A 19,517-nucleotide genomic window follows, 5' to 3' on the forward strand; every position below is an offset into this window, starting at 1 on the left:
GGAGACAAAATATGGCGGATATCACAGGCAAGGTCGTGGTCGTCACGGCGGCGGCGCAAGGCATCGGACGGGCCAGCGCGCTGGCTTTCGCCAACGCCGGCGCCATCGTGCATGCCACCGACATCAACGAGGCGGCCCTGGCCGAGCTCGCCAAGACGTCCGGCATCAGGACGCGCAAGCTCGATGTGCTGAACGATGACGCGGTGAAGGCCGCCTTCGCGGAGATCGGCCGCGTCGACGTTCTGTTCAACTGCGCCGGCTTCGTCCATGCCGGCTCGATCCTGGAGATGAAGGACGAGGATCTCGATTTCGCCTTCAATCTCAATGTGCGCGCCATGATCCGCACCATCCGCGCCGTGCTGCCGGGCATGCTCGAGCGCGGCGATGGCTCGATCATCAACATGTCTTCGGTCGCCGGCGCCCCGAAGGGCGTGCCGAACCGATTTGCCTATGGCGTCACCAAGGCAGCCGTCATCGGCCTGACCAAGTCGATTGCCGCCGACTATGTCGCCAAGGGCATCCGCTGCAACGCCATCTGCCCCGGCACCGTCGAGAGCCCTTCGCTGCAGGGCCGCATGCAGGCGCAGGGCGACTATGAGGCCGCCCGCGCCGCCTTCATCGCCCGCCAGCCGATGGGCAGGATCGGCACGCCGGAGGAGATCGCCGATCTCGCCGTCTATCTGGCCGGCGCCACCTACACGACCGGGCAGGCCTACAACATCGACGGCGGCTGGTCGATCTGAGGTGGTTCGGCAACCAGGTTGAGCGCAGGCGGCAATCCAGTTACGAGGCAGCCCAGTCAAGAGGCAAGAAATGACCAAGATCACGGACCTCAGAACCTTCGACCTGCGCTTCCCGACGTCGCAAAGCCTCGACGGCTCGGACGCGATGAACCCCGATCCAGACTATTCCGCCGCCTATGTCATCCTCGACACCGATGTTCCGTCGCTGAAAGGCCACGGCCTCACCTTCACCATCGGCCGCGGCAACGAGATCTGCTGCGCGGCGATCGAGGCGCTGCGCCATCTCATCGTCGGGTTGGACCTCGATTGGGTGAAAGAGGATCCCGGCCGCTTCTGGCGTCATGTCACCGGCGACAGCCAGTTGCGCTGGATCGGTCCGGACAAGGGCGCCATGCATCTCGCGGTCGGCGCGGTGGTCAATGCGGTGTGGGACCTGTGGGCCAAGGATGCCGGCAAGCCGGTCTGGCGGCTGGTTGCCGAGATGAGCCCGGAAGAAATCGTGCGCATCGTCGACTTCCGTTATCTCACCGATGCCATCGCGCCAGCCGAGGCGCTGGCGATCCTGAAGAAGGCCGAGGCCGGCAAGGCCGAACGCATCGCCACGCTCGAGCGCGACGGCTATGCCTGCTACACCACCTCCGCCGGCTGGCTCGGCTATCCCGACGGCAAGCTGCGGCGCCTCTGCCAGGAAGCGGTCGACGAGGGTTTCAACCACATCAAGCTGAAGGTGGGCCGCGACCGAGCCGACGACATCCGCCGCTTGCGGATCGCCCGCGAGGTGATCGGGCCGGACCGGTACCTGATGATCGACGCCAACCAGGTCTGGGAGGTCGACCAGGCGATCGACTGGCTCAAGGACCTCGCCTTCGCCAAGCCCTTCTTCATCGAAGAGCCGACAAGTCCCGACGACGTCGCCGGCCACGCGAAAATCCGCAAGGCGGTGGCGCCGATCAAGGTCGCGACCGGCGAGATGTGCCAGAACCGCATCATGTTCAAGCAGTTCATCGCAGGCGGCGCGATCGATGTCGTGCAGATCGATTCCTGCCGCATGGGCGGGCTGAACGAGGTGTTGGCGGTGCTTCTGATCGCCGCCAAGTTCGGCCTGCCGGTCTGGCCGCATGCCGGCGGCGTCGGCCTTTGCGAATATGTCCAGCACCTGTCGATGATCGACTATGTCGCCGTGTCGGGCACGAAGGACGGACGCGTCATCGAATATGTCGACCACCTGCACGAGCATTTCTTGGAGCCCTGCGTAATAAGCGACGCGGCCTACATGCCGCCGGCCGCGCCCGGCTTCTCGATCGAGATGAAGCCGCAATCGATCGAAGACTATTTGCATCGCCCCTGATTGCCGAAACGCCGGCGCGGAGAAACCCCGAAGCGCTTCAGGGATAAGCGTCCAGCGCTGCAGGTTGTGGCACGTCGGACGCGTCGCCCGGCACAGTGACGATTTGGGTGTCGCTCCGGCATTTGGCGCGTAGCGCATCCGCATAGAGACGCGCAATGCCCCGATGCTGGCGCTTGAGATAATGCGCCTGATCGAGTCGCCAGCGCTGCTCGAGGTCGGCCATGATCGCCGGATTGCTCCACACCGCATAGCCGGCCGCCGTATAGACCGTGATTTCGCCGGCATAGAGTTGGTCGTCGGTCACCAGAAAATCGATACGGGCATAGTCGAGATCTCCCGCGATACGGGGCGCGATCTCCGCTGCCTTGCGGATGTAGTCCGTCAGACGCGGCGTGACGTCCAATGCCTGGTCCTCGCGCGGATAATCGAGGTCGCGTCCCGGCAGCGGGTTGCCTTGCGGGTCGAACAGGCGCGAGCGCAACGCCATCTTGTCTTCGGCCCGCACATGGCAGACCACGCCGCTGCAGACCTGGACCTTGATCTCCGTGGCGATCCTGCCGCCGCTGAGCGGCAGCATCTCCTCGACGAAGACTTTTCGTTCGATCAGCCAATAGGCCCATTCGCCGTAGCGCGTGCCGAAGCGCCGCTTCAGCCATCGTTTCGTCTTACGCACGATCTCGTCACGGCCGGGCCGGCCGTCGGCGACGAAGATGTTCATGTCGCAGCCATGGTTGGTCTTCACCACCACGCTGCCGCTGAGCAAATCCGGGGGGATGTCGTCGGGATCGCCGCCGGACCAGAGTGTTTGCGCCGTGCTCACCTCCGGGCAGACATCGCGGATATAGTCCTTTGCCGCAAGCTTGTCCGAAAGCGTCACGAACAGCGGGTTGTGGTCGACGATTTTTCGCCACAGCATCCGCTCATGATAGCGCGTCGGCGCCGCCGGGTTAGGCAGATAGCCCAGCCGCCTGAAAAAGCGCTTGACGAGCAGCGGGTGGCGGGCCGTCAGGAAAACCCGGGCAAGCGCCAGGATCGCGCGTTGGCGTACAGCAATGCCGGCCTTCGCTGTCATCGGACGTTTTGCCCCCCGGCAAATCCATCAGCCGCTTGGGACAGACCGCGAAGTTGGTCGTTCCCGCTCCGGCGTTTCGCGGCTTCGTTTCAATCTTGGGCCTATATGCCTGATTACGCGAAGGCCTATATCAGCGAAACCTTACGGACCAGCCGACAATATCTCAATCGGATTCGACTGGGCACGACCGCATGACAGAGCGTCCCGGAGCCGACCGGCCGCCTTCATTTGGTCGCTTCGAGCTTGTCGATCGTGGCGCCGAAGCCTTTCAGCGAAACAGGAATGGTCACCGGTTTGCGCGTTACCGATTCCATGCCGATGTTCAGCGTGGTTCCGGACCGCATCGCCTTGAGCAGATCCGGCGCCAGCGGCGTCGCGGCATAGGCGCCGTTCTGATCGCTGGTCTGGATGGCGATTGTGGTCTTCTTGCCGCCGTCGATCTGGTAGGAGGTTCCCGATGGCAGGAACAGCCCGTGCGGCAGGGCAAGCAGCATAGCAAAGCCTTGGGCGCCCTGCTGGCGGCGCACCGTGACGGTCAGCACGCGCTGGCCGGTCTTGGCTTCGGTAAGGTTCTGCGAAACCTGGCATTGCAACTCGGTGCCTGACGATCCCGACGAGCAGTTGACCACCCAGGGGTTGGCATCCGCGGGCTTTGTTTCGGCAGGTTTGGCGTCCTCCGCCATGGCAAGGCCGGTCAGAAACAAAACCGCGCCGAGGCCAACAACCAGGCGTCTCCACCACTCAGTTACATTACACTTCACTAATATACTCCCATTGTCGCATTTCAATTTTTGCTATTGTAGCCGGCTTAGTGGAGTCCGAGTCGTTGGAGGCAAAGTCGGTGTTGCTCTACTGCAACATGACTCTAATTTCTGTGTTAATACCGTATCTCAACCATTAATTGCCGTGCAATACCATGTAATACAACGAGTATCCGCTATCCCAGTGGAAGAGCATGGCGGCAGCCGGGACGGGTAGATGCGCTCGCGCACAGGGCTGACTGAAGATCGGGGGAAGATCGCCGGGCGCCAGGTGCGGCGCGGCGAAGCATTGATTGCATCCCGCCGCTCCGGCATGTTGCTGCGCACCTCCGCGCTGACCACTGTCGCTCTCGCCCTGTCGGGTCTGGCCGCGCATGCCGAGGATGCCGGCCTGTGGCAGCCGCAGGTTCGCGCCATCATCGGCGCCAACTCCAACAGCGGCTTTACGGCGCTCGAAGGCTTCCTGCCGATCAAGCAGAACCTCGAATCGGTCCTCTTCCTCGACGTTCGCTCCAAATATGATTTCGACAACGGCTTCGGCCAGGATGTCGGTCTGGGCGTGCGCCGCATCGTCAATCCGGATCTTATGATCGGCGGCTACGCCTATCTCAACATCCAGAACGACGACAGCCACCAGTTCGTCGCCACCACGCTCGGCCTCGAGGCGATCACCTCGAAATACGACGCGCATGTCAATGTCTACCTGCCGATCAGCAAGGACCGCGGCTCGAACGGCATCGATTCGACGCTGTCGCTCGTCGGCAACCAGCTGCTCGAAGAGATTTCGACGATCGACCACCGCACCTATGCCGCTTGGGGCATCGAGGGCGAAGTCGGCGTCCAGGCGCCGATCGACCTGCCGGAGAACCAGTCACTGCGCTTCGATGTCGGCGCCTATCACTTCGCCGACCCGGACGGCGACGACCACGCGACCACCGGCGTCAAGGCGGGCATCGAGTACACCTTCGGCGACGTCATCGGCAAAGGCACGTCGCTGACCTTCACCGGCGAGGTGCGCAACGACAATCGCGATAATACCCAGTTCGCCGGCAGCGTCCGGCTGACAGTACCGTTCAGCGTGCCCGGCAGCAGCGCGTCCGCCGACGATGCCTCCGATCCTGTCTCCACGGTCAGCCCGGGCCTACGCAAGCGGCTCAACGAGCGCGTGCGCGGCGATATCGGCGTCAGGCTTGAGGAGCAGGACAGGGTCACCGGCACGACGACGCGGGTAGCCATCAACGCCGCCACCAATGCGGCCTTCGGCAAGTTCTTCTTCGCCGACGGCGGCAATACGCTGGGGCTCGGCACCATCGGCGATCCGACGACGCTGGACGATGCCGTCACCAAGGCCGGCGGCAACGGCTTCATCGTCGCGCTCGGCGGCAGCGGCAACATCACCACCAGCGGCGTCAATCTCACTGCAGGGCAGACCGTCATCGGTGGCGGCGGCAGTGTCCAGGCCAAGCTCGCCGACGGCAGCATCGGCACCTACAATTTCGGCGGCAGCAACGGCACCATCCAGGGCACCAATGCCGCCAGCCCCGTCATCACTCTGGCCAGCAACAACACGCTGAGCAACATCACCATCACCGGCGGTGGCGACGGCATCTTCGGCAACAACGCTGCCGGCACCAAGCTCACCGACGTCACCGTCACCGGCACCGGCGGCAATGGCGCTGATTTCACCGGCAATTCGACGAATGTCAGCGCCTCCAATTTCTCTGCGACAGGCAACGGCCTCGACGGCCTGCATATCGAGGACAACGGCACCTATAATTTCACCGGCACGACGACGCTCAACGGCAATGCCGATGACGGCCTCGATATCACCGGGCAGGGCACCTATACCTTCGCCACCGTCAATGCCCAGAACAACACCGACCGCGGCATCACGGTGCAAGGCACGTCGAGCGGTGGCAGCTTCACCACCACCGGGGGCACAATTTCCGGCAATGGCGGCACTGCCGTCTTCATCGATCCGATCACCGCCCATGTGGTGCTCGATTCCATCACCCAGAGCGGTGGCGTGTCGGGCGTCATCCTCGACCAGGTGTCGGGCAGCTTCACCGTCAACGGCGCGACCAACATCTCGAACACGACCGGACCGGCGATCGCGATCACCAGCTCGCCGGCGTCGATCCGCTTCGGCGACATCACCATCACCAATCCCGGCGCCGACGGCATGTCGTTCACCGGCGTCAATGCCGCCGTGGTCGCCGGCAACATCGTCATCTCCGGGCTCGGCGCCGGCACCGGCCTCGACTTCTCCGGCAGCCAGACCAATTTCACCGCGCAGTCGCTCAACCTCACCGGCACGGGTGCGGCCGGCTCGATCGGCATCGATCTCGCGCAGACGACGGGCGACGCCTCGATCACCATCACCAATGGCGGCAGCATCTCCGGTGTCGACACCGGCGTGCGCCTGGGTATTTCCGGCTCGCTGGCCCATTCGGCCAATGCCGAGTTCAGCTTCGGCGGCGGATCCATCGCGGGCAACACCGCTTCGCTCGACGCCCGCGGCCTCAACCAGACGCTCGGCCTCTATGCCTTCGGCTCGACCACCTTCAGCGGCCCGCAACTGTTCGACGTGCAGAATGTGATCTTCATCGGCTCGTCGGCCACAGGCAGTGGCGACGGCTCTTCGCTGACGAACCTGGCCACGGTCGCGACCGCCGATGCCATCACCGACAGCGACGCGATCTTCGTGCTGGTCAACGATGGCACGTCCATCGATGCTTCCAACGGCTTCTCGCTCAGCGACGGCCAGACGCTGGCGTCGTTCGGCAACGGCCGCTCCTTCTCGCTCGGCGGCTTGCCGATCAACGTCACCGGGGACAATGTCCAGCATGACGTGGCCATCTCGAACCCTGCCGGCGCGGCGACGCTGACCAATTCCGGCTCCGGCGCTGTCGTCACGGCGGCCAACGGCAATTCGCTGCTCGACTTCAACATTTCGGGCGGCACCGACGAGGGTATCAACGCGACCTCGATCAACGGCCTGACGATCCAGGGCGTGACCGTCAGCAATGTCGACACAGGTCTTTTCCTCAATGGCGTGACCGGCACGGTTTCGGTCGACGATCTCAATGTCCAGAATGCGAGCCAAACCGGCATCGAGCTTGTCGCCTCGAGCGCGACCGTCAATTTCACCGGCAACACGACGATCGGCAATGCTACCAATGCCGGGCTGTTCGCCAAGAATTTCGACGGCACCGCCACTTTCGACGACCTCGATATTACCGGCGGCGGCATAGGCGTCGGTATCGTCAACGACTCGAGTGGAACCCTGACTTTCGGGGCCGCGAGTTCCATCACCAACACAGGCGATTTCGCCTTCAACATCAACGGTTCGACGCCCAACGTCACCTATAACGGCACCATCAACCAGGCCACTGCTGCAAATGCGGTGAATATCTCCAGCATGACCGGCGGCACCGCCACCTTCGCCGGCAAGATCACCGCCAGCACCGGTGCGGCCAATGCAATCGACCTCACTAACAATGCGGGCGGCGCGATCAACTTCACCGGTGGTCTCGATCTGACCACGGACGGCGGCTTCGCCTTCAGCGCCATCTTTGGCGGCACGCTGACGGTGACCGGATCGGGCAACACGGTCAACACCGGCGCCGGCTTGGCGGAAAAGGGCATCCAGCTCGGCGGCGCCGGCGGTCTGACGATCGGTGCTGCCGGTGTGACGTTCGCCAGCGTCACCGTCGATGGCACCGGCGGCAACGTGTCGACCGGCATCGTCATCGAGAACACCAGCGGCGGCAATGTCACCTTCGGCGGCGTCAACATCAGTCGCGTCATGGGCGATGCCATCCGTCTCACCAATGTCGCCAGCGGCATCTACAGCTTCAACGGCACGACGACCATCGCGGCCGTCGGCCTCTTGGGTGACGGCTTCGTGGTGCAGGGTAGTGCCGCCACCGTAAATGTCGCCAACCTGGTGACGACGGAGGTTGCGGGCGCCGATGTCAGCCTGACCAACAACACCGGCACCATCGCCATTGGCGGCACCATCACCAATAGCGGCTTCGTCGGCAACGACGGCGTCGTCGTCTCCGGCGGCACCGCTGCGATCACGGTCTCGGCCGATATCTCCAGTTCGACCAGCACGCTGGGCACGGCGGTCAAGGTCGACGGCATCAGCGGCGGTTCGGTCACCTTCAGCGGCGCGATCAGTTCGACCGGCACCGGTAGGCTTTTCGGGATAGGCTCGACCACGGTTCCGACCGGCGGCGCGATCAGCTTCACCGGCCCAACGCTGTCGGCGACAGGCGGCGGTGGGGCTGTCGTCACCGGCCTCTCCGGCACCGCGACGCTGAACGTTACTGCCCCGCTGTCGATCGCCAATGCCTCGGCCACCGGACTGTCCGTCGCCAATGTAGCCAACACCGCGTCGGCGACCTTTGGGACCGTCACAGTGACGAATGCCGCCAGCAACGGCATCAACATCAACAATAATGCCGGCCCGGTGACTTTCGGCACGACCAGCGTGACCATGGGTTCGGCTGCCGGGACCGCCGGCATCGATTTCATCGGCACCAATGCCGATGTCAGCTTCGGAACAACCACTGTGTCGCTGGGTGCCGGCGCCAACCAGACCGGCATCGATTTCAGCGGCTCGTCGACGACGGCCGATTTCGGCGTCACGTCAATCACCGGCAACGGCGACCTAACCTCGCGCGGCATCGATCTGTCGTCGACCACCGGCAACAAGACCATCACCTTCCTGCGCGGCTCCAGCATCAGCAATGCCGGCGTCGGCGTCGAACTGTCGTTGGGCGGCACCACGGCAACCTCGGCCAACGCCAACTTCACCTTCGGCGACGGCACCTCGGCCGACGGGCGGCAATCCACCATCAGCGCAGCGGCCGGCGGCTACACGGTCAACACGATCGGCCTCGATCCGACGCTCGGCAACTACGATTTCGACGACGTCGCCTTCACCGGCTCGGCGCATCTGGCGAGCGCCGTCGGCGGCGTCATCATGGTTTCGCAGAACGGCGGCGTGATTGCCGCCGGCACGAACGGGCTCAGCGCCGATGTAACCACCATTTCGGTCGCGGCTGCCGATGCCATGGTGGGCACGCAGACCTTCGCCTTTGTCGGCGCCGTCGATCTCAGTTCGACGGCATTCACGCTCGATTCGGGCCAGTCGATCGACGGCTTCGGCAACGGCAATTCCATTCTCACCTCCGGCACGGTCCAGCCGATCAATGTTCAGGGCAATCTCGGCGCCACCGGCGGCAACGTCACCGGCGACGAGGGCGTGGTCACCGGAACCGGCGACTTCATGCACCTGCTCGGCAGCAACCAGGTGAAGAACACCGCCTTCGACTTCAGCGGCGCCAGCGGCTCGGTCTTCCTCATCGACCAGAATGCTGCCGGGTTCAGCAATGCCGGCGGCATCTTCATCGATGGCGTCACGGTCAGCAACGTCGCGGCGGGCCAGACGGCGTTCAAGGTCGACGGCCTCACCACCAACCTGTCGATCAGCAACAACAACATCAACGTTGCCGGCACGTTGCTTAACGCCGATGGCGGCAACGGTAACATCACGCTCACGCGCGGCACGCTGCCGAACAGTGCGACCCCGGGCACACTCACCGGCGGCGGCATCTCGATCGCCAACCGCACCGGCGGCCTGGTCAATTTCACCGACAAGGTGACCGTCAACGGCAATGGTGTCTCGCTCACCAACAACACCGGCGCCACCGTCACCTTCGCGGACGTCGACATTTCCACCAACGGCGTGACGGCTTTCACGGCCACCGGCGGCGGCACGGTCAATGTCACCACCGGGACGATCAACGCCACGAATGCGCAAGCGGTGGCGCTCGACGGCATCACGGCCGGTATCAACTTCGCCTCGACCAGCGCGACATTCGCCTCCGGCAGCGGCATCGATCTGCAGCACCTGAGCGGCACGGCTGCATTCGGCACCGGCACGCTGACCAACACCGGTTCGGGCACGGCCTTCAATGTCGGCTCGGCAACCGCCGCCAGCGGCGGCAACGCGGCCATCTCCTATGGCGGCACGATCGCCAGCAACGGCACGGGCGCCGCCGTATCGATCCAGGGCATGACCGGGGGCTCGGTGGCGCTGTCGGGTAATTTGACCGACGGCCTTGCCGGCGCGGGCGGCAACATCGTCATTGCCGGCAACGACTCGGCTGCGATCACCTTCTCGGGCTCGACCAAGCAGATCAACTCGGGCGCGACCGACGGCGTCAATATCGGCTTCCCCGGCGGCTTCCCAGTCGGCACGCCAAGCGCCAACACGAACTCCACGATCAACTTCACCGGTGGCGGTCTCGACATAACGACGACATCAGGCGCGGGCTTCGAAGCGATTGGGGACACTGTCAATTTCCCCCCTGGTACGCCCTCTACCATTACCGTCACCGGAACCGGCAACAAGATCAACTCCGGCGGCGACGGCCTGCTGGTGGTCGGCACCAATGTCGGCGGCGCCGGCGTTACCTTTGACAGCATCACGGCACAATCCACGACCCTCGGCGCCGGCGTGTTGCTGCAGGGCGCCGACCTTGCCGGCGACGTCAACATTGGCGGGCTCAAGGATACCGGCTACATCGGCGCCTCGCTGGCCGGCCTGACCGGCTCCGGTGTGGTCAATTTCACCGGTACGACCGACCTCGATGTCAGCAATATCGGGTTCGACATCAGCGGCCAGGTCGGGACGATAAACATCGCCAATGTCGCTGGATCGACCCTGACCATCGACGGCGGCTCGGTCGGCATCGACTTTGACGTTTTGCAGACAGGGATCGTCAATGTCGGCAACAATGGCGGCACCGCCAGCATTGGCGCGACAACAAGCACCAGTGGTTCGGCTATCGCTCTCTCCGGCGGCAATGACCTCGTCCATGCCACGCTGAATTACAATGGCTCGATCAAGGTCGACACCGGCAGCGTCCTGCAAGCCGGTGGCGGCGACTGGACCGCGCTCAACATGAGCGGCGAGGTCGTTTCGACCAGCGCGGCAACGGGTATAGGGACAGCGGTCTTCACCTTCGGCGGCAAGGCTAACGGTGTCTACAATATTTCGAGCACGATCAATCACACCGGCGATGGCATCGGTGTCCTGTTTGACGGGTCGTCGAACGGAACCGCCACCTTCTCCGGCACGTCGAAGATCTTCAACACCAGCAGCGGCACCAACGACGCCGTCGTCAAGGCACCTAACATAGGCGGGCCTGACCCGCAGACGGCAGGCACGCTCGCCTTCACCAATGGCGGCCTCGTCATCACCACCTCGAGCGGCGCCGGCTTCACCGCCAGCACCACCGGCCCCGGTACGGTCAGCGTCAGCGGCGCCGGCAACACCATCACGACCGGCACGGGCACCGCGCTCGACCTCGCCAACGCGACGGTCGGCGCCGGCGGCATCAACTTCGATACGATTTCGAGCAATGGCGCGGCGACCGGTGTTTCGCTCGACAATGTCAGCGGCGGCACGCTCAATCTCGGCGCGGTCGACCTGCAGAACATCACCTCGCGTGGTGTCGACGTCTCCGGCACGCTCGGCTCGACGCTGAATTTCACCAGCCTGAACATCGGGCTCAATGTCGCGAACGCCATCGGCCTCGATCTCAACGGCGCGGCGCTCGGCTCGAGCAACATCACGGCGAACGATTTCGACGTCGACGGCGGCAGCTTCGCCGGCACGATCGGCATCGATATGGCCGGCACCACGGGCACCGGCACGATCCAGCTCGGCGACACCGTCAACAACAATCCGGCCGGCCAGACCTCGACCATCGCCAATGTCGGCTACGGCGTCCAGTTCTCCAGCGCCACCAACGCCAAGCTCGTCTTCGGCGACGGCCAGGGTCCGGCCGAATCGTCGATCGCGACCACGGGCGGCCAGGTCATCCATGCCACCGACAGCCTGCCGACCAACGGCGACTACAATTTCAACGACGTCAATTTCACCGGCGACACCTCGAACCTGGCCTCGATCCACGTCTATTACGTCGACCTGGACGGCAACGTTTCGGGAACCGGCGACGGCAGCCTCGCCAATCCGGGCAGCCTTGCGCAGGCGCAGGCCTCGACCGCCAACGTCGTCGTTCTGATCGACAAGAACGTCAACGGCAGTCAGGAAACCCTCGACCTGAGCGGCGGCACGTTCAATCTCGACGACGGGCAGGTGTTGCTCGCCTTCAAGAGCGGCGATGCGGCCATCGATGTTTCCCAGCTTGGCGTCTCCGCCGGCGGCGGCGCGTCGGGTGTATTCCACTTTACCACGGTGCAGAACTCGACGATCGTCGACGCGCCGGCCGGCATCGACACGCTGCGGCCTATCCTGCAGAGCAACAACGCCACCTCGGTGATCAACCTGGCGACCAGCGGCACCGGCACTTTTACCGGCGGTATCGAGAACCTGATCATCCGCAACACCGGCAGCGGCGACGGCGTTGCCGTCAACGCGACGGCCGCCTCCAGTTTCTTCATCTGGAACAACGACATCGCCGCCGGCGGCAATGCACTCGACCTCTCCACCGCCGGCGCGCCGGCCAATACGCTGCTGCTTTCCATCGACGGCAACACGCTCAGGTCGACCGCGTCCGGGCTGGCGGCGTCCTTCTCCGGCCAGAACATCAGCGCGACGGACAACTCGATCGCGATCAGGTCGTTTGCCGGCAACAAAGTGACCGGCGGTGCCGGCAGCGGCGGCATCGCCTTCAACAATGTCCGCTTCGATTCCGATGGCGCCGGCGGCACCGTCAGCGCCGGTACGCTCGGTGTCGGCAATCCCGGTGCGCGGGTCCAGGGCAATGGCCTCAGCTTCACCAACACCAGCGGCACCCTTGATCTCGGCACGCTCAGCCTCGCCAACACTGGCGGCACCGGTGTCCTGGTCGACACCAAGGGTGCGAACACCACCTTCACGCTGAACAGCAGCGCCGGCGTGGTCACCACCGTCAATGGCGCGGCCTTCGATCTCGATCCGCTGACCGTCAACTTGACGTTCTCCAGCGTCAGCGCCGCCGGAGGCACCAGCGGCATCATCTTCGACGGCGTTGCCGGCACCTTCACCGTTACCGGCGCGACGTCCATCAGCAACATGTCGGGCATCGGCATCAGCTCGATCAACACCAACACCGGCACCTTCAACTTCAACACGGTGACGGTGAACAATGCCGCCACGACCGGCGGCGGCATCGGCTGGGCCAGCGGCACGCTCAACATCAGCGGCCTCGCCAACATCGACACGACGAGCGGCATCGGTCTCTCGCAGAGCGGCGGCACGACCAGCTTCACCGGCGGCCTGACCATCGACACCACCACCGGCACCGGCATCTTCGGCAATGGTGGCACCATAGGCATCACCGCCACCGCCGGCGCCGAGACCGTGAACTCGACCCTCGGCCAGGCGATCGACCTCGGCAATATGCAAGCCAACATCGCGCTGGATTCGACCTCGTCGGGCGGCGGCGGCGACAATGTCAGTGTGGTACTAGTCGACGGCACGCTGAATCTCGGCTCCGGCACGTTGACGGGCGCAACGAGTACCTCGTTTAACGTGAACGGAGGCACGGCGGCAGTCAGCTATTCCGGCGACATCACCAAATCCTCCGGATCTGGCGCGGCTGTTATTGTCCAGGGTCGGTTTGCCGGCGCCGGTCTCGTCGCGCTGAGCGGCAACTTGACCTCCAATACAAGCGGCATCGTGCTAAGCGCCAATTCCGGCGGCACCGTCACCGTCTCGGGCGCATCCAACAATTTTACGGGTGCGGGATTTGGTATCGCGATCACTGGCAACAGTGGCGGCACTTACAACATCAACGGCGCAAGCTACACGATCGGCATGACCGGCAGCGGCACTGGTGTGAGCATCTCAGGCAACAGCGCCCCGGTGGCGATGAATTTCGGCGGCGGCCTGGCGATCACCACGGCCGCGGGCACCGGATTCAGCGCAACTGGTGCCGGCACGCTCAACGTGACCGGCTCCGGTAACACGATCTCGACCGGCACCGGCGTCGCCGTCAACATGAGCGGCGTCACCATTGGCGCCGGCGGTGTCAACTTCTCGTCGACCAGCAATGGCTCCGGCGGCACCAGCGGTGTCGTTCTCACCAACGTCACCGGGTCGGGAACGGTCAATCTCGGCGCGGGCTCCCTGGTTGGCGGTAGCGCCGCCGCTGTCGCCATCAGCGGCGGCAGCGCCAACCTGATCTATTCGGGCGATGTCAGCCAGGCGACCGCCGGCCAGGCGCTGGTGTCGGTCGCGGGCGGCCACACCGGCACCGTCACGTTCAACACCGGCACGCTGTCGGCGACCAACGGCACCGGCCTGCAGTTCGACAATGCCGATGGCACTTACAATTTCAATGGCACGACGACGCTGAACGGCGGCGACGCGGGCGTCGACATCCTCAACGGCTCGGGTGGCACGTTCACCTTCGGTTCCGGCACCTCGATCACCAGCCCGACCGGCACGGCGTTCAACGTCGTCGGCGGCACGGCCAGCGTCACCTACAGCGGCAACATGACCCAGGCCAACAACGCGGCCATGGTCAGCGTCTCCGGTGGCCACGCCACGGGAACGATCACCTTCCAGACCGGCACGCTGTCGGCGACCAACGGCACCGGCCTGCAGTTCGACAATGCCGATGGCGCCTATAATTTCAATGGCACGACGACGCTGAACGGCGGCGACGCCGGCATCGACATCGTCAATGGCTCGAACGGCACTTTCAGCTTCAGCACCAACACCTCGATCACCAACCCGAGCGGCGTCGGCTTCAACGTCAACGGCGGCGCCGGCACCATCACTTATGCCGGCACCATCAGCAAGAACAACGCGAACAACATCGTCTCCATACAAGGCCGCACCGGCGGAACCACGACCCTGTCCGGCAGCCTCACGGCCACCGGCAGCACAACGAATGGCATTCTGGTCAACGCCAACAGCGGTGGCGCGGTCACCTTCTCAGGCGCCAGCAAGGCGCTGACCACTGGCGCCAACACCGCCGTCAATTTGACCGGCAACACCGGCGCCACGATCGACTTCACCAATGGCGGTTTGGTCATCAACACCACAAGCGGCACTGGTTTCAACGCCACCGGCGGCGGGACGGTGACGGTGCAGGGCGCCGGCAATACGATCACGTCGACGACAGGTACCGCGCTCAACATCGCCAATACGACGATCGGCGCCAACGATGTCACCTTCCGGAGCATCACTTCCAATGGCGGGTCGGCCAACGGCATCATCCTCGACACCACCGGCTCCAGCGGCGGCCTGCATGTGACCGGCACCGGCTCGGCCGGATCTGGCGGCACGATCGCCAACAAGACAGGCGCCGACGGCAGCACCTCGCAAGGCAGCGGCATCTATCTGAACGGCACGTCTGACGTGCAGCTCGCCTGGATGCAGATGAACGACTTCCAGAACTATGGCATCCTCGGCAATAATGTCGCCGGCATGGCGCTCACCAACGTCGTCATCAACGGCACCAACGGCAATTCGGTGAGCGGAGTCGGCGAGGGCGATGCCTACTTCACTGGGCTCTCTGGCAGCGCCACGGTCACCAACTCGACCTTTACCGGCGCGCGCGCCGATGCCTTCCACGTCTTCAACAATGGCGAGACGCTTAACCGGCTTACCATTACGGGATCGACCTTCGCGACAAACGCTGCTGCCGGCAACGACAGCAACGATGCGATCGGCCTCCAGGCGACCGGCGGCACATTCAATGTCACGATTCAGAACTCGACCATCAATTCGGCGAGGAGCGACTTGGTCCAGCTCAATCTGCTGGGCACGGTGACGTCCGATTTGGTGCTGACCGGCAACACGATGAACAACGCCAACCAGAACATCGTCTCCGGCGGCGGCGGCCTGACCATCGGCGGCGGCGGCCCGGCGAACAACGTGACGCTGACTTACAACATCTCGAACAACACGATTTCAGGCGCGCATGGCGCGGTGATCGCCGTTACGAAGGGCACGGGCACGAACGCGTCGTTTGTCGGCACCATCAGCGGCAACATTATCGGCACGCAGAACGTTGCCGGCAGCGGCTCGACGCAGGGCTACGGCATCGCAGTGTTCCAGGACGGCGCGGGCAATTCGAGCACGACCATCACCAACAACCAGATCCACGGCACGGTCGGCGGCATCTACACCTTGCTGCACAACGGCTCCGGGACGATGACTGCTGTGATCCAGGGCAACACGGTCGATACGCTCGATCAGGCGAATTCGTTTGCCGGCGTTTATGTCCAGACCGGCTCGAACACCGTCGGCGGCGGCAGCCCGGACAGCAACAGAACGAACGTGACATTGGGCGGCGCTGGCGCTCTTGCCAACACTGTCAATGTCGGGGCCAATGCCAGCTCGGCGATCGTGGCCGGCATCGTCCTTGAGCAGGAAGGCAATTCGAAGGTCGGGCTCATCGGCAGCCCCGCCTATGCGGGTGGGCCTTATGCGTTCAGCACGGTCCAGAACTACATTGCCTCAATGAACAATTTCTCGGGCTCGAACGCCTCTGCCGTATTTGCTTTCGGCGACCCGAGTCAGCCGGCGGGCGGCGGATACTTTGTCGGGCCATTGCCATAAAGAGTTGTGATTGTATCTTCTGCGCAACCGACGCAAGAGAAAAAGCTATCATTGGGTAAAATACTGGTAAAATACAATTGATATTGCAGATTCATCTCGACTCTTATTTAGAAATGTGACGTAATGCAGTCATAGCTAAAATAGAGGGGCGAAGATGTCTGAACCGTTTCTTTCGGAAATCAGGATCATGTCCTTCGGCTTTCCGCCCAAGGGCTGGGCTCAGTGCAATGGCCAATTGCTTCCCATCAACCAGAACCAGGCGCTGTTCTCGTTGCTCGGCACGACTTTCGGGGGCGACGGCCGGGTCAACTTCGGGCTACCCGATTTTCGTGGTCGCGTCCCTGTCCATGTAGGCAGCGGCCATACGCTCGGCGAGCGAGGCGGCGAGCAGGCGCATACGCTGTCGATCGGGGAAATCCCTACACACACGCATACCGGCAATGCGACCAACACGAATGGCGCCGTTGGTGTTCCTGGTGATGCGTTCCTGGGTGCTGTCAACAATGCCTATACCCAGCCCGCGCAGCTCACGTCGCTTGCGGCCGGAACCATTGCAAATTTGGGGGGCAGCCAGGCGCATCTCAACATGCAGCCGTTCCTGACGCTGAACTTCTGCATCGCCCTGCAGGGCATTTTCCCGTCGCAGACCTGAGGAACGCGATCATGGCACAACCCTATGTTGGCGAAGTCCGCATGTTTGCCGGCAATTTCGCCCCGGCCGGCTGGATGTTCTGCGAAGGACAGCTCATCCCGATCTCCGAGAACGAAACCTTGTTCAATCTGATCGGCACCACTTACGGCGGCGATGGCGAGAGCACTTTCGCGCTGCCCGACCTGCGCGGTCGGCTGCCGCTGCATCAGGGCAATGGCTTCGTCCTTGCCGAAACCGGCGGCGCCGAGGAGATCACGCTGACCATCAATCAGATTCCGGCGCACAGTCACCCTATGCTCGCCTCGGGCAATACGGGCACTGTGTCCAATCCACAAGGCAATGTGCTCGACCAGATGAGCGGCGCGATTCTGCTGTATAAGGAGCAGGCTCCGAGTGTCGCGATGAATGCGCAAGCGGTGAGCTCCACAGGCGGCAGCCAGCCGCACACGAATTTCCAGCCGTATCTCTGCGTCAATTTCATCATCTCGCTGTTCGGCATCTTCCCGTCGCAGACCTGAGAGGACCGTCATGGCCGATCCGTTCGTCGCCGAAATTCGCATCTTCCCGTTCAACTTCGCGCCCAAGGGGTGGGCATGGTGCGACGGCCAGCTGCTGCCGCTGTCGCAAAACACGGCGCTGTTCTCGCTGCTTGGCACGACCTATGGCGGCGACGGTAAGTCCAACTTCGCCTTGCCTGACCTGCAGGGCAGTGCGCCGATGCATCCGGGCCAGGGGCCGGGCCTCTCGCTGCATGATCTTGGCGAAACCGGCGGTTCGGACACGGTGACCTTGCTCGAGTCGGAAATCCCCATGCATTCGCACGCCATGATGGCGGTGAACCTGCCGGCCGACCAGGGTGCGCCGCTACCAACACGCGGGATGGCGCGCTCCGTCAATGCATTCGCATACGTCGGCGGCAGCCCGCTGCCGGCGCTTGTGCAGATGAACGGTCAGATGCTCGCCCCCGCCGGCGGTGACCAGCCGCACAACAATTTGCAGCCTTATCTCACCTGTTATTTCTGCATCGCCCTGCAGGGCGTCTTCCCACCGAGAACCTGATTTCGTGCCAATGAAGCGGGGCCGCACCATGGCTGACCAAGACGCTCACTTACCCTCCCAGGCCGCGCCGACCGGACACGTGCCGGGCGCATCCTTCTTCGAACTGTCGCGACTGATGGTCGTCGGCATCGATTCCGCCGCCGGACGCCTGATTCAGAAGGCTCAGGACGCGCCCAACGGGCAGTGGCCCGACGCCTGGTCGCCCATTGCCCCCGGCGCTTGGGTGATCATGACCGCAGGCCTGACCAGGGACGGCCGTGTCGCCGTGGTCGCGCAGCCGGCGGGCACCACCAACCTGTCCTTCATCACCGAGGACGCCAATCAGGTCGGCCCCGTCGAGAAATGGAACCCGCCTGTCGGCATCGGTGCGCCGCCCGGCGCAACCAGCTATCAGAAATTGTCGATGGCGCGCGACGTCGACGGCCGCATCGAAGTCTTCCTCACCGACAATCAGGGCCGCATCTGGTGGATCTACCAGAACCCCGACGTCATCGTGCAGAAGCAGGTCACCATCACGCCGCCCGGCACGTCGACGCCGATCGTCGTCACCGTCGACGAGCTCGCGCCGCCGGCGCAGCCCTGGAGCGCCTGGCAGCAGATACCCGGCGGGCTGGTGGCGATCACCGCGCTGCGCCAGGCAGACGGCCGCATCGCGCTGTTCGGCATCAATTCCAACCTCGCCCTCTACCGCTGCCAGCAGGCTATCGCGCAGGCGCTTAAGCCCTCCGACTGGACGCAATGGGTGCAGATCGACAACGGCAACAAGATCACCGAGATGGCGCCCATCGTCGGTCCGCTAGGCGCCACCAATCTCTTCGTCATGACGCAGCCGGGCCAGGTCCTGCACACCAAGCAACGGCCGGCGGGCTCCGACACCTGGACGGCCTGGGCAACGCCAGGCTACAGCCGGGTCCCCAAATACACGCTCTGCGCCGGTATCCAGGGTGACGGCGATATCATGCTGGCGGCATCCGATCAGCAGCATGTCCACTCGTTCAACGCCCAATATGACGCGGCCACCCAGAACTGGTCGGGCTGGCGTGATTTCAATTTCTCCGCGGCCAATACAAGGTTGTCGCTGGACTACAATGCCGATGGCCGCCTCGCCTTGTTCAGCATGATGATCCAGAACGACGGCACGAATGCCCTATGGACGATCAATCAGATGGCCATGGATAGTTCCGAGTGGGAGTGGAGCTGGACGATGCTGGCTGCCAATAACTTAAAGCAGGTTGTCGTGGTGCGCGACCTGACGCCGCCGGCCTGAGGCGCGTCGGCCAGAGA

The 19,517-nt window shown here is 63.8% G+C and carries 9 protein-coding genes; 7 read left to right on the top strand and 2 right to left on the bottom strand.

Translation table 11 applies throughout. The annotated features are described in order from the left end of the window. Positions 1-11: 11 nt before the first annotated feature. Positions 12-743 (top strand): SDR family oxidoreductase, encoded by a 732-nt coding sequence (locus KVT37_RS07890; protein ID WP_217571365.1) that lies wholly within the window; start codon positions 12-14, stop codon positions 741-743. 70 nt (positions 744-813) lie between these two features. After that, on the top strand, positions 814-2,091 hold the full coding sequence (locus KVT37_RS07895) for an L-fuconate dehydratase (RefSeq protein WP_217571367.1): 1,278 nt from the start codon (positions 814-816) through the stop codon (positions 2,089-2,091). A gap of 37 nt (positions 2,092-2,128) precedes the next feature. On the opposite strand, the gene KVT37_RS07900 is transcribed toward KVT37_RS07895, so the two are convergent. Continuing rightward, complete coding sequence (locus KVT37_RS07900) at positions 2,129-3,163, bottom strand: ATP-grasp fold amidoligase family protein (RefSeq protein ID WP_217571369.1); 1,035 nt, start codon at positions 3,161-3,163, stop codon at positions 2,129-2,131. 224 nt (positions 3,164-3,387) lie between these two features. Beyond that, positions 3,388-3,867, bottom strand: coding sequence for an invasion associated locus B family protein (locus KVT37_RS07905; protein WP_254633872.1), 480 nt, complete (start codon positions 3,865-3,867; stop codon positions 3,388-3,390). 274 nt (positions 3,868-4,141) lie between these two features. Between KVT37_RS07905 and KVT37_RS07910 the strand changes: the two genes are divergently transcribed. The 5 genes from KVT37_RS07910 to KVT37_RS07930 all read left to right on the top strand — a co-directional run bounded on the left by KVT37_RS07910 (position 4,142) and on the right by KVT37_RS07930 (position 19,500). Then, positions 4,142-16,522, top strand: coding sequence for a hypothetical protein (locus tag KVT37_RS07910; RefSeq protein ID WP_217571371.1), 12,381 nt, complete (start codon positions 4,142-4,144; stop codon positions 16,520-16,522). A gap of 154 nt (positions 16,523-16,676) precedes the next feature. After that, complete coding sequence (locus tag KVT37_RS07915; RefSeq protein WP_217571381.1) at positions 16,677-17,174, top strand: phage tail protein; 498 nt, start codon at positions 16,677-16,679, stop codon at positions 17,172-17,174. A 41-nt stretch (positions 17,175-17,215) separates the two neighbouring features. Continuing rightward, a complete protein-coding gene (locus tag KVT37_RS07920; protein ID WP_306796750.1) occupies positions 17,216-17,692 on the top strand; it encodes a tail fiber protein in 477 nt (158 codons plus the stop codon). A gap of 10 nt (positions 17,693-17,702) precedes the next feature. Next, positions 17,703-18,233 (top strand): phage tail protein, encoded by a 531-nt coding sequence (locus KVT37_RS07925; RefSeq protein WP_217571385.1) that lies wholly within the window; start codon positions 17,703-17,705, stop codon positions 18,231-18,233. Between the two features lie 28 nt (positions 18,234-18,261). Continuing rightward, positions 18,262-19,500: a hypothetical protein gene (locus KVT37_RS07930; protein ID WP_217571387.1), complete on the top strand. Its 1,239-nt coding sequence runs from the start codon at positions 18,262-18,264 to the stop codon at positions 19,498-19,500. Positions 19,501-19,517 lie beyond the last annotated feature (17 nt).

Source organism: Mesorhizobium sp. GbtcB19, assembly GCF_019091085.1.
Lineage (GTDB): Bacteria > Pseudomonadota > Alphaproteobacteria > Rhizobiales > Rhizobiaceae > Mesorhizobium.

What these genes read in the sequence shown, in the direction of transcription:
- KVT37_RS07915 (WP_217571381.1), top strand. Translation starts at nt 16,677, where the DNA reads ATGTCTGAACCGTTTCTTTCGGAAATCAGGATCATGTCCTTCGGCTTT.
- KVT37_RS07900 (WP_217571369.1), bottom strand. Translation starts at nt 3,163, where the DNA reads ATGACAGCGAAGGCCGGCATTGCTGTACGCCAACGCGCGATCCTGGCG.
- KVT37_RS07920 (WP_306796750.1), top strand. Translation starts at nt 17,216, where the DNA reads ATGTTTGCCGGCAATTTCGCCCCGGCCGGCTGGATGTTCTGCGAAGGA.
- KVT37_RS07895 (WP_217571367.1), top strand. Translation starts at nt 814, where the DNA reads ATGACCAAGATCACGGACCTCAGAACCTTCGACCTGCGCTTCCCGACG.
- KVT37_RS07930 (WP_217571387.1), top strand. Translation starts at nt 18,262, where the DNA reads ATGGCTGACCAAGACGCTCACTTACCCTCCCAGGCCGCGCCGACCGGA.
- KVT37_RS07890 (WP_217571365.1), top strand. Translation starts at nt 12, where the DNA reads ATGGCGGATATCACAGGCAAGGTCGTGGTCGTCACGGCGGCGGCGCAA.
- KVT37_RS07925 (WP_217571385.1), top strand. Translation starts at nt 17,703, where the DNA reads ATGGCCGATCCGTTCGTCGCCGAAATTCGCATCTTCCCGTTCAACTTC.
- KVT37_RS07910 (WP_217571371.1), top strand. Translation starts at nt 4,142, where the DNA reads ATGCGCTCGCGCACAGGGCTGACTGAAGATCGGGGGAAGATCGCCGGG.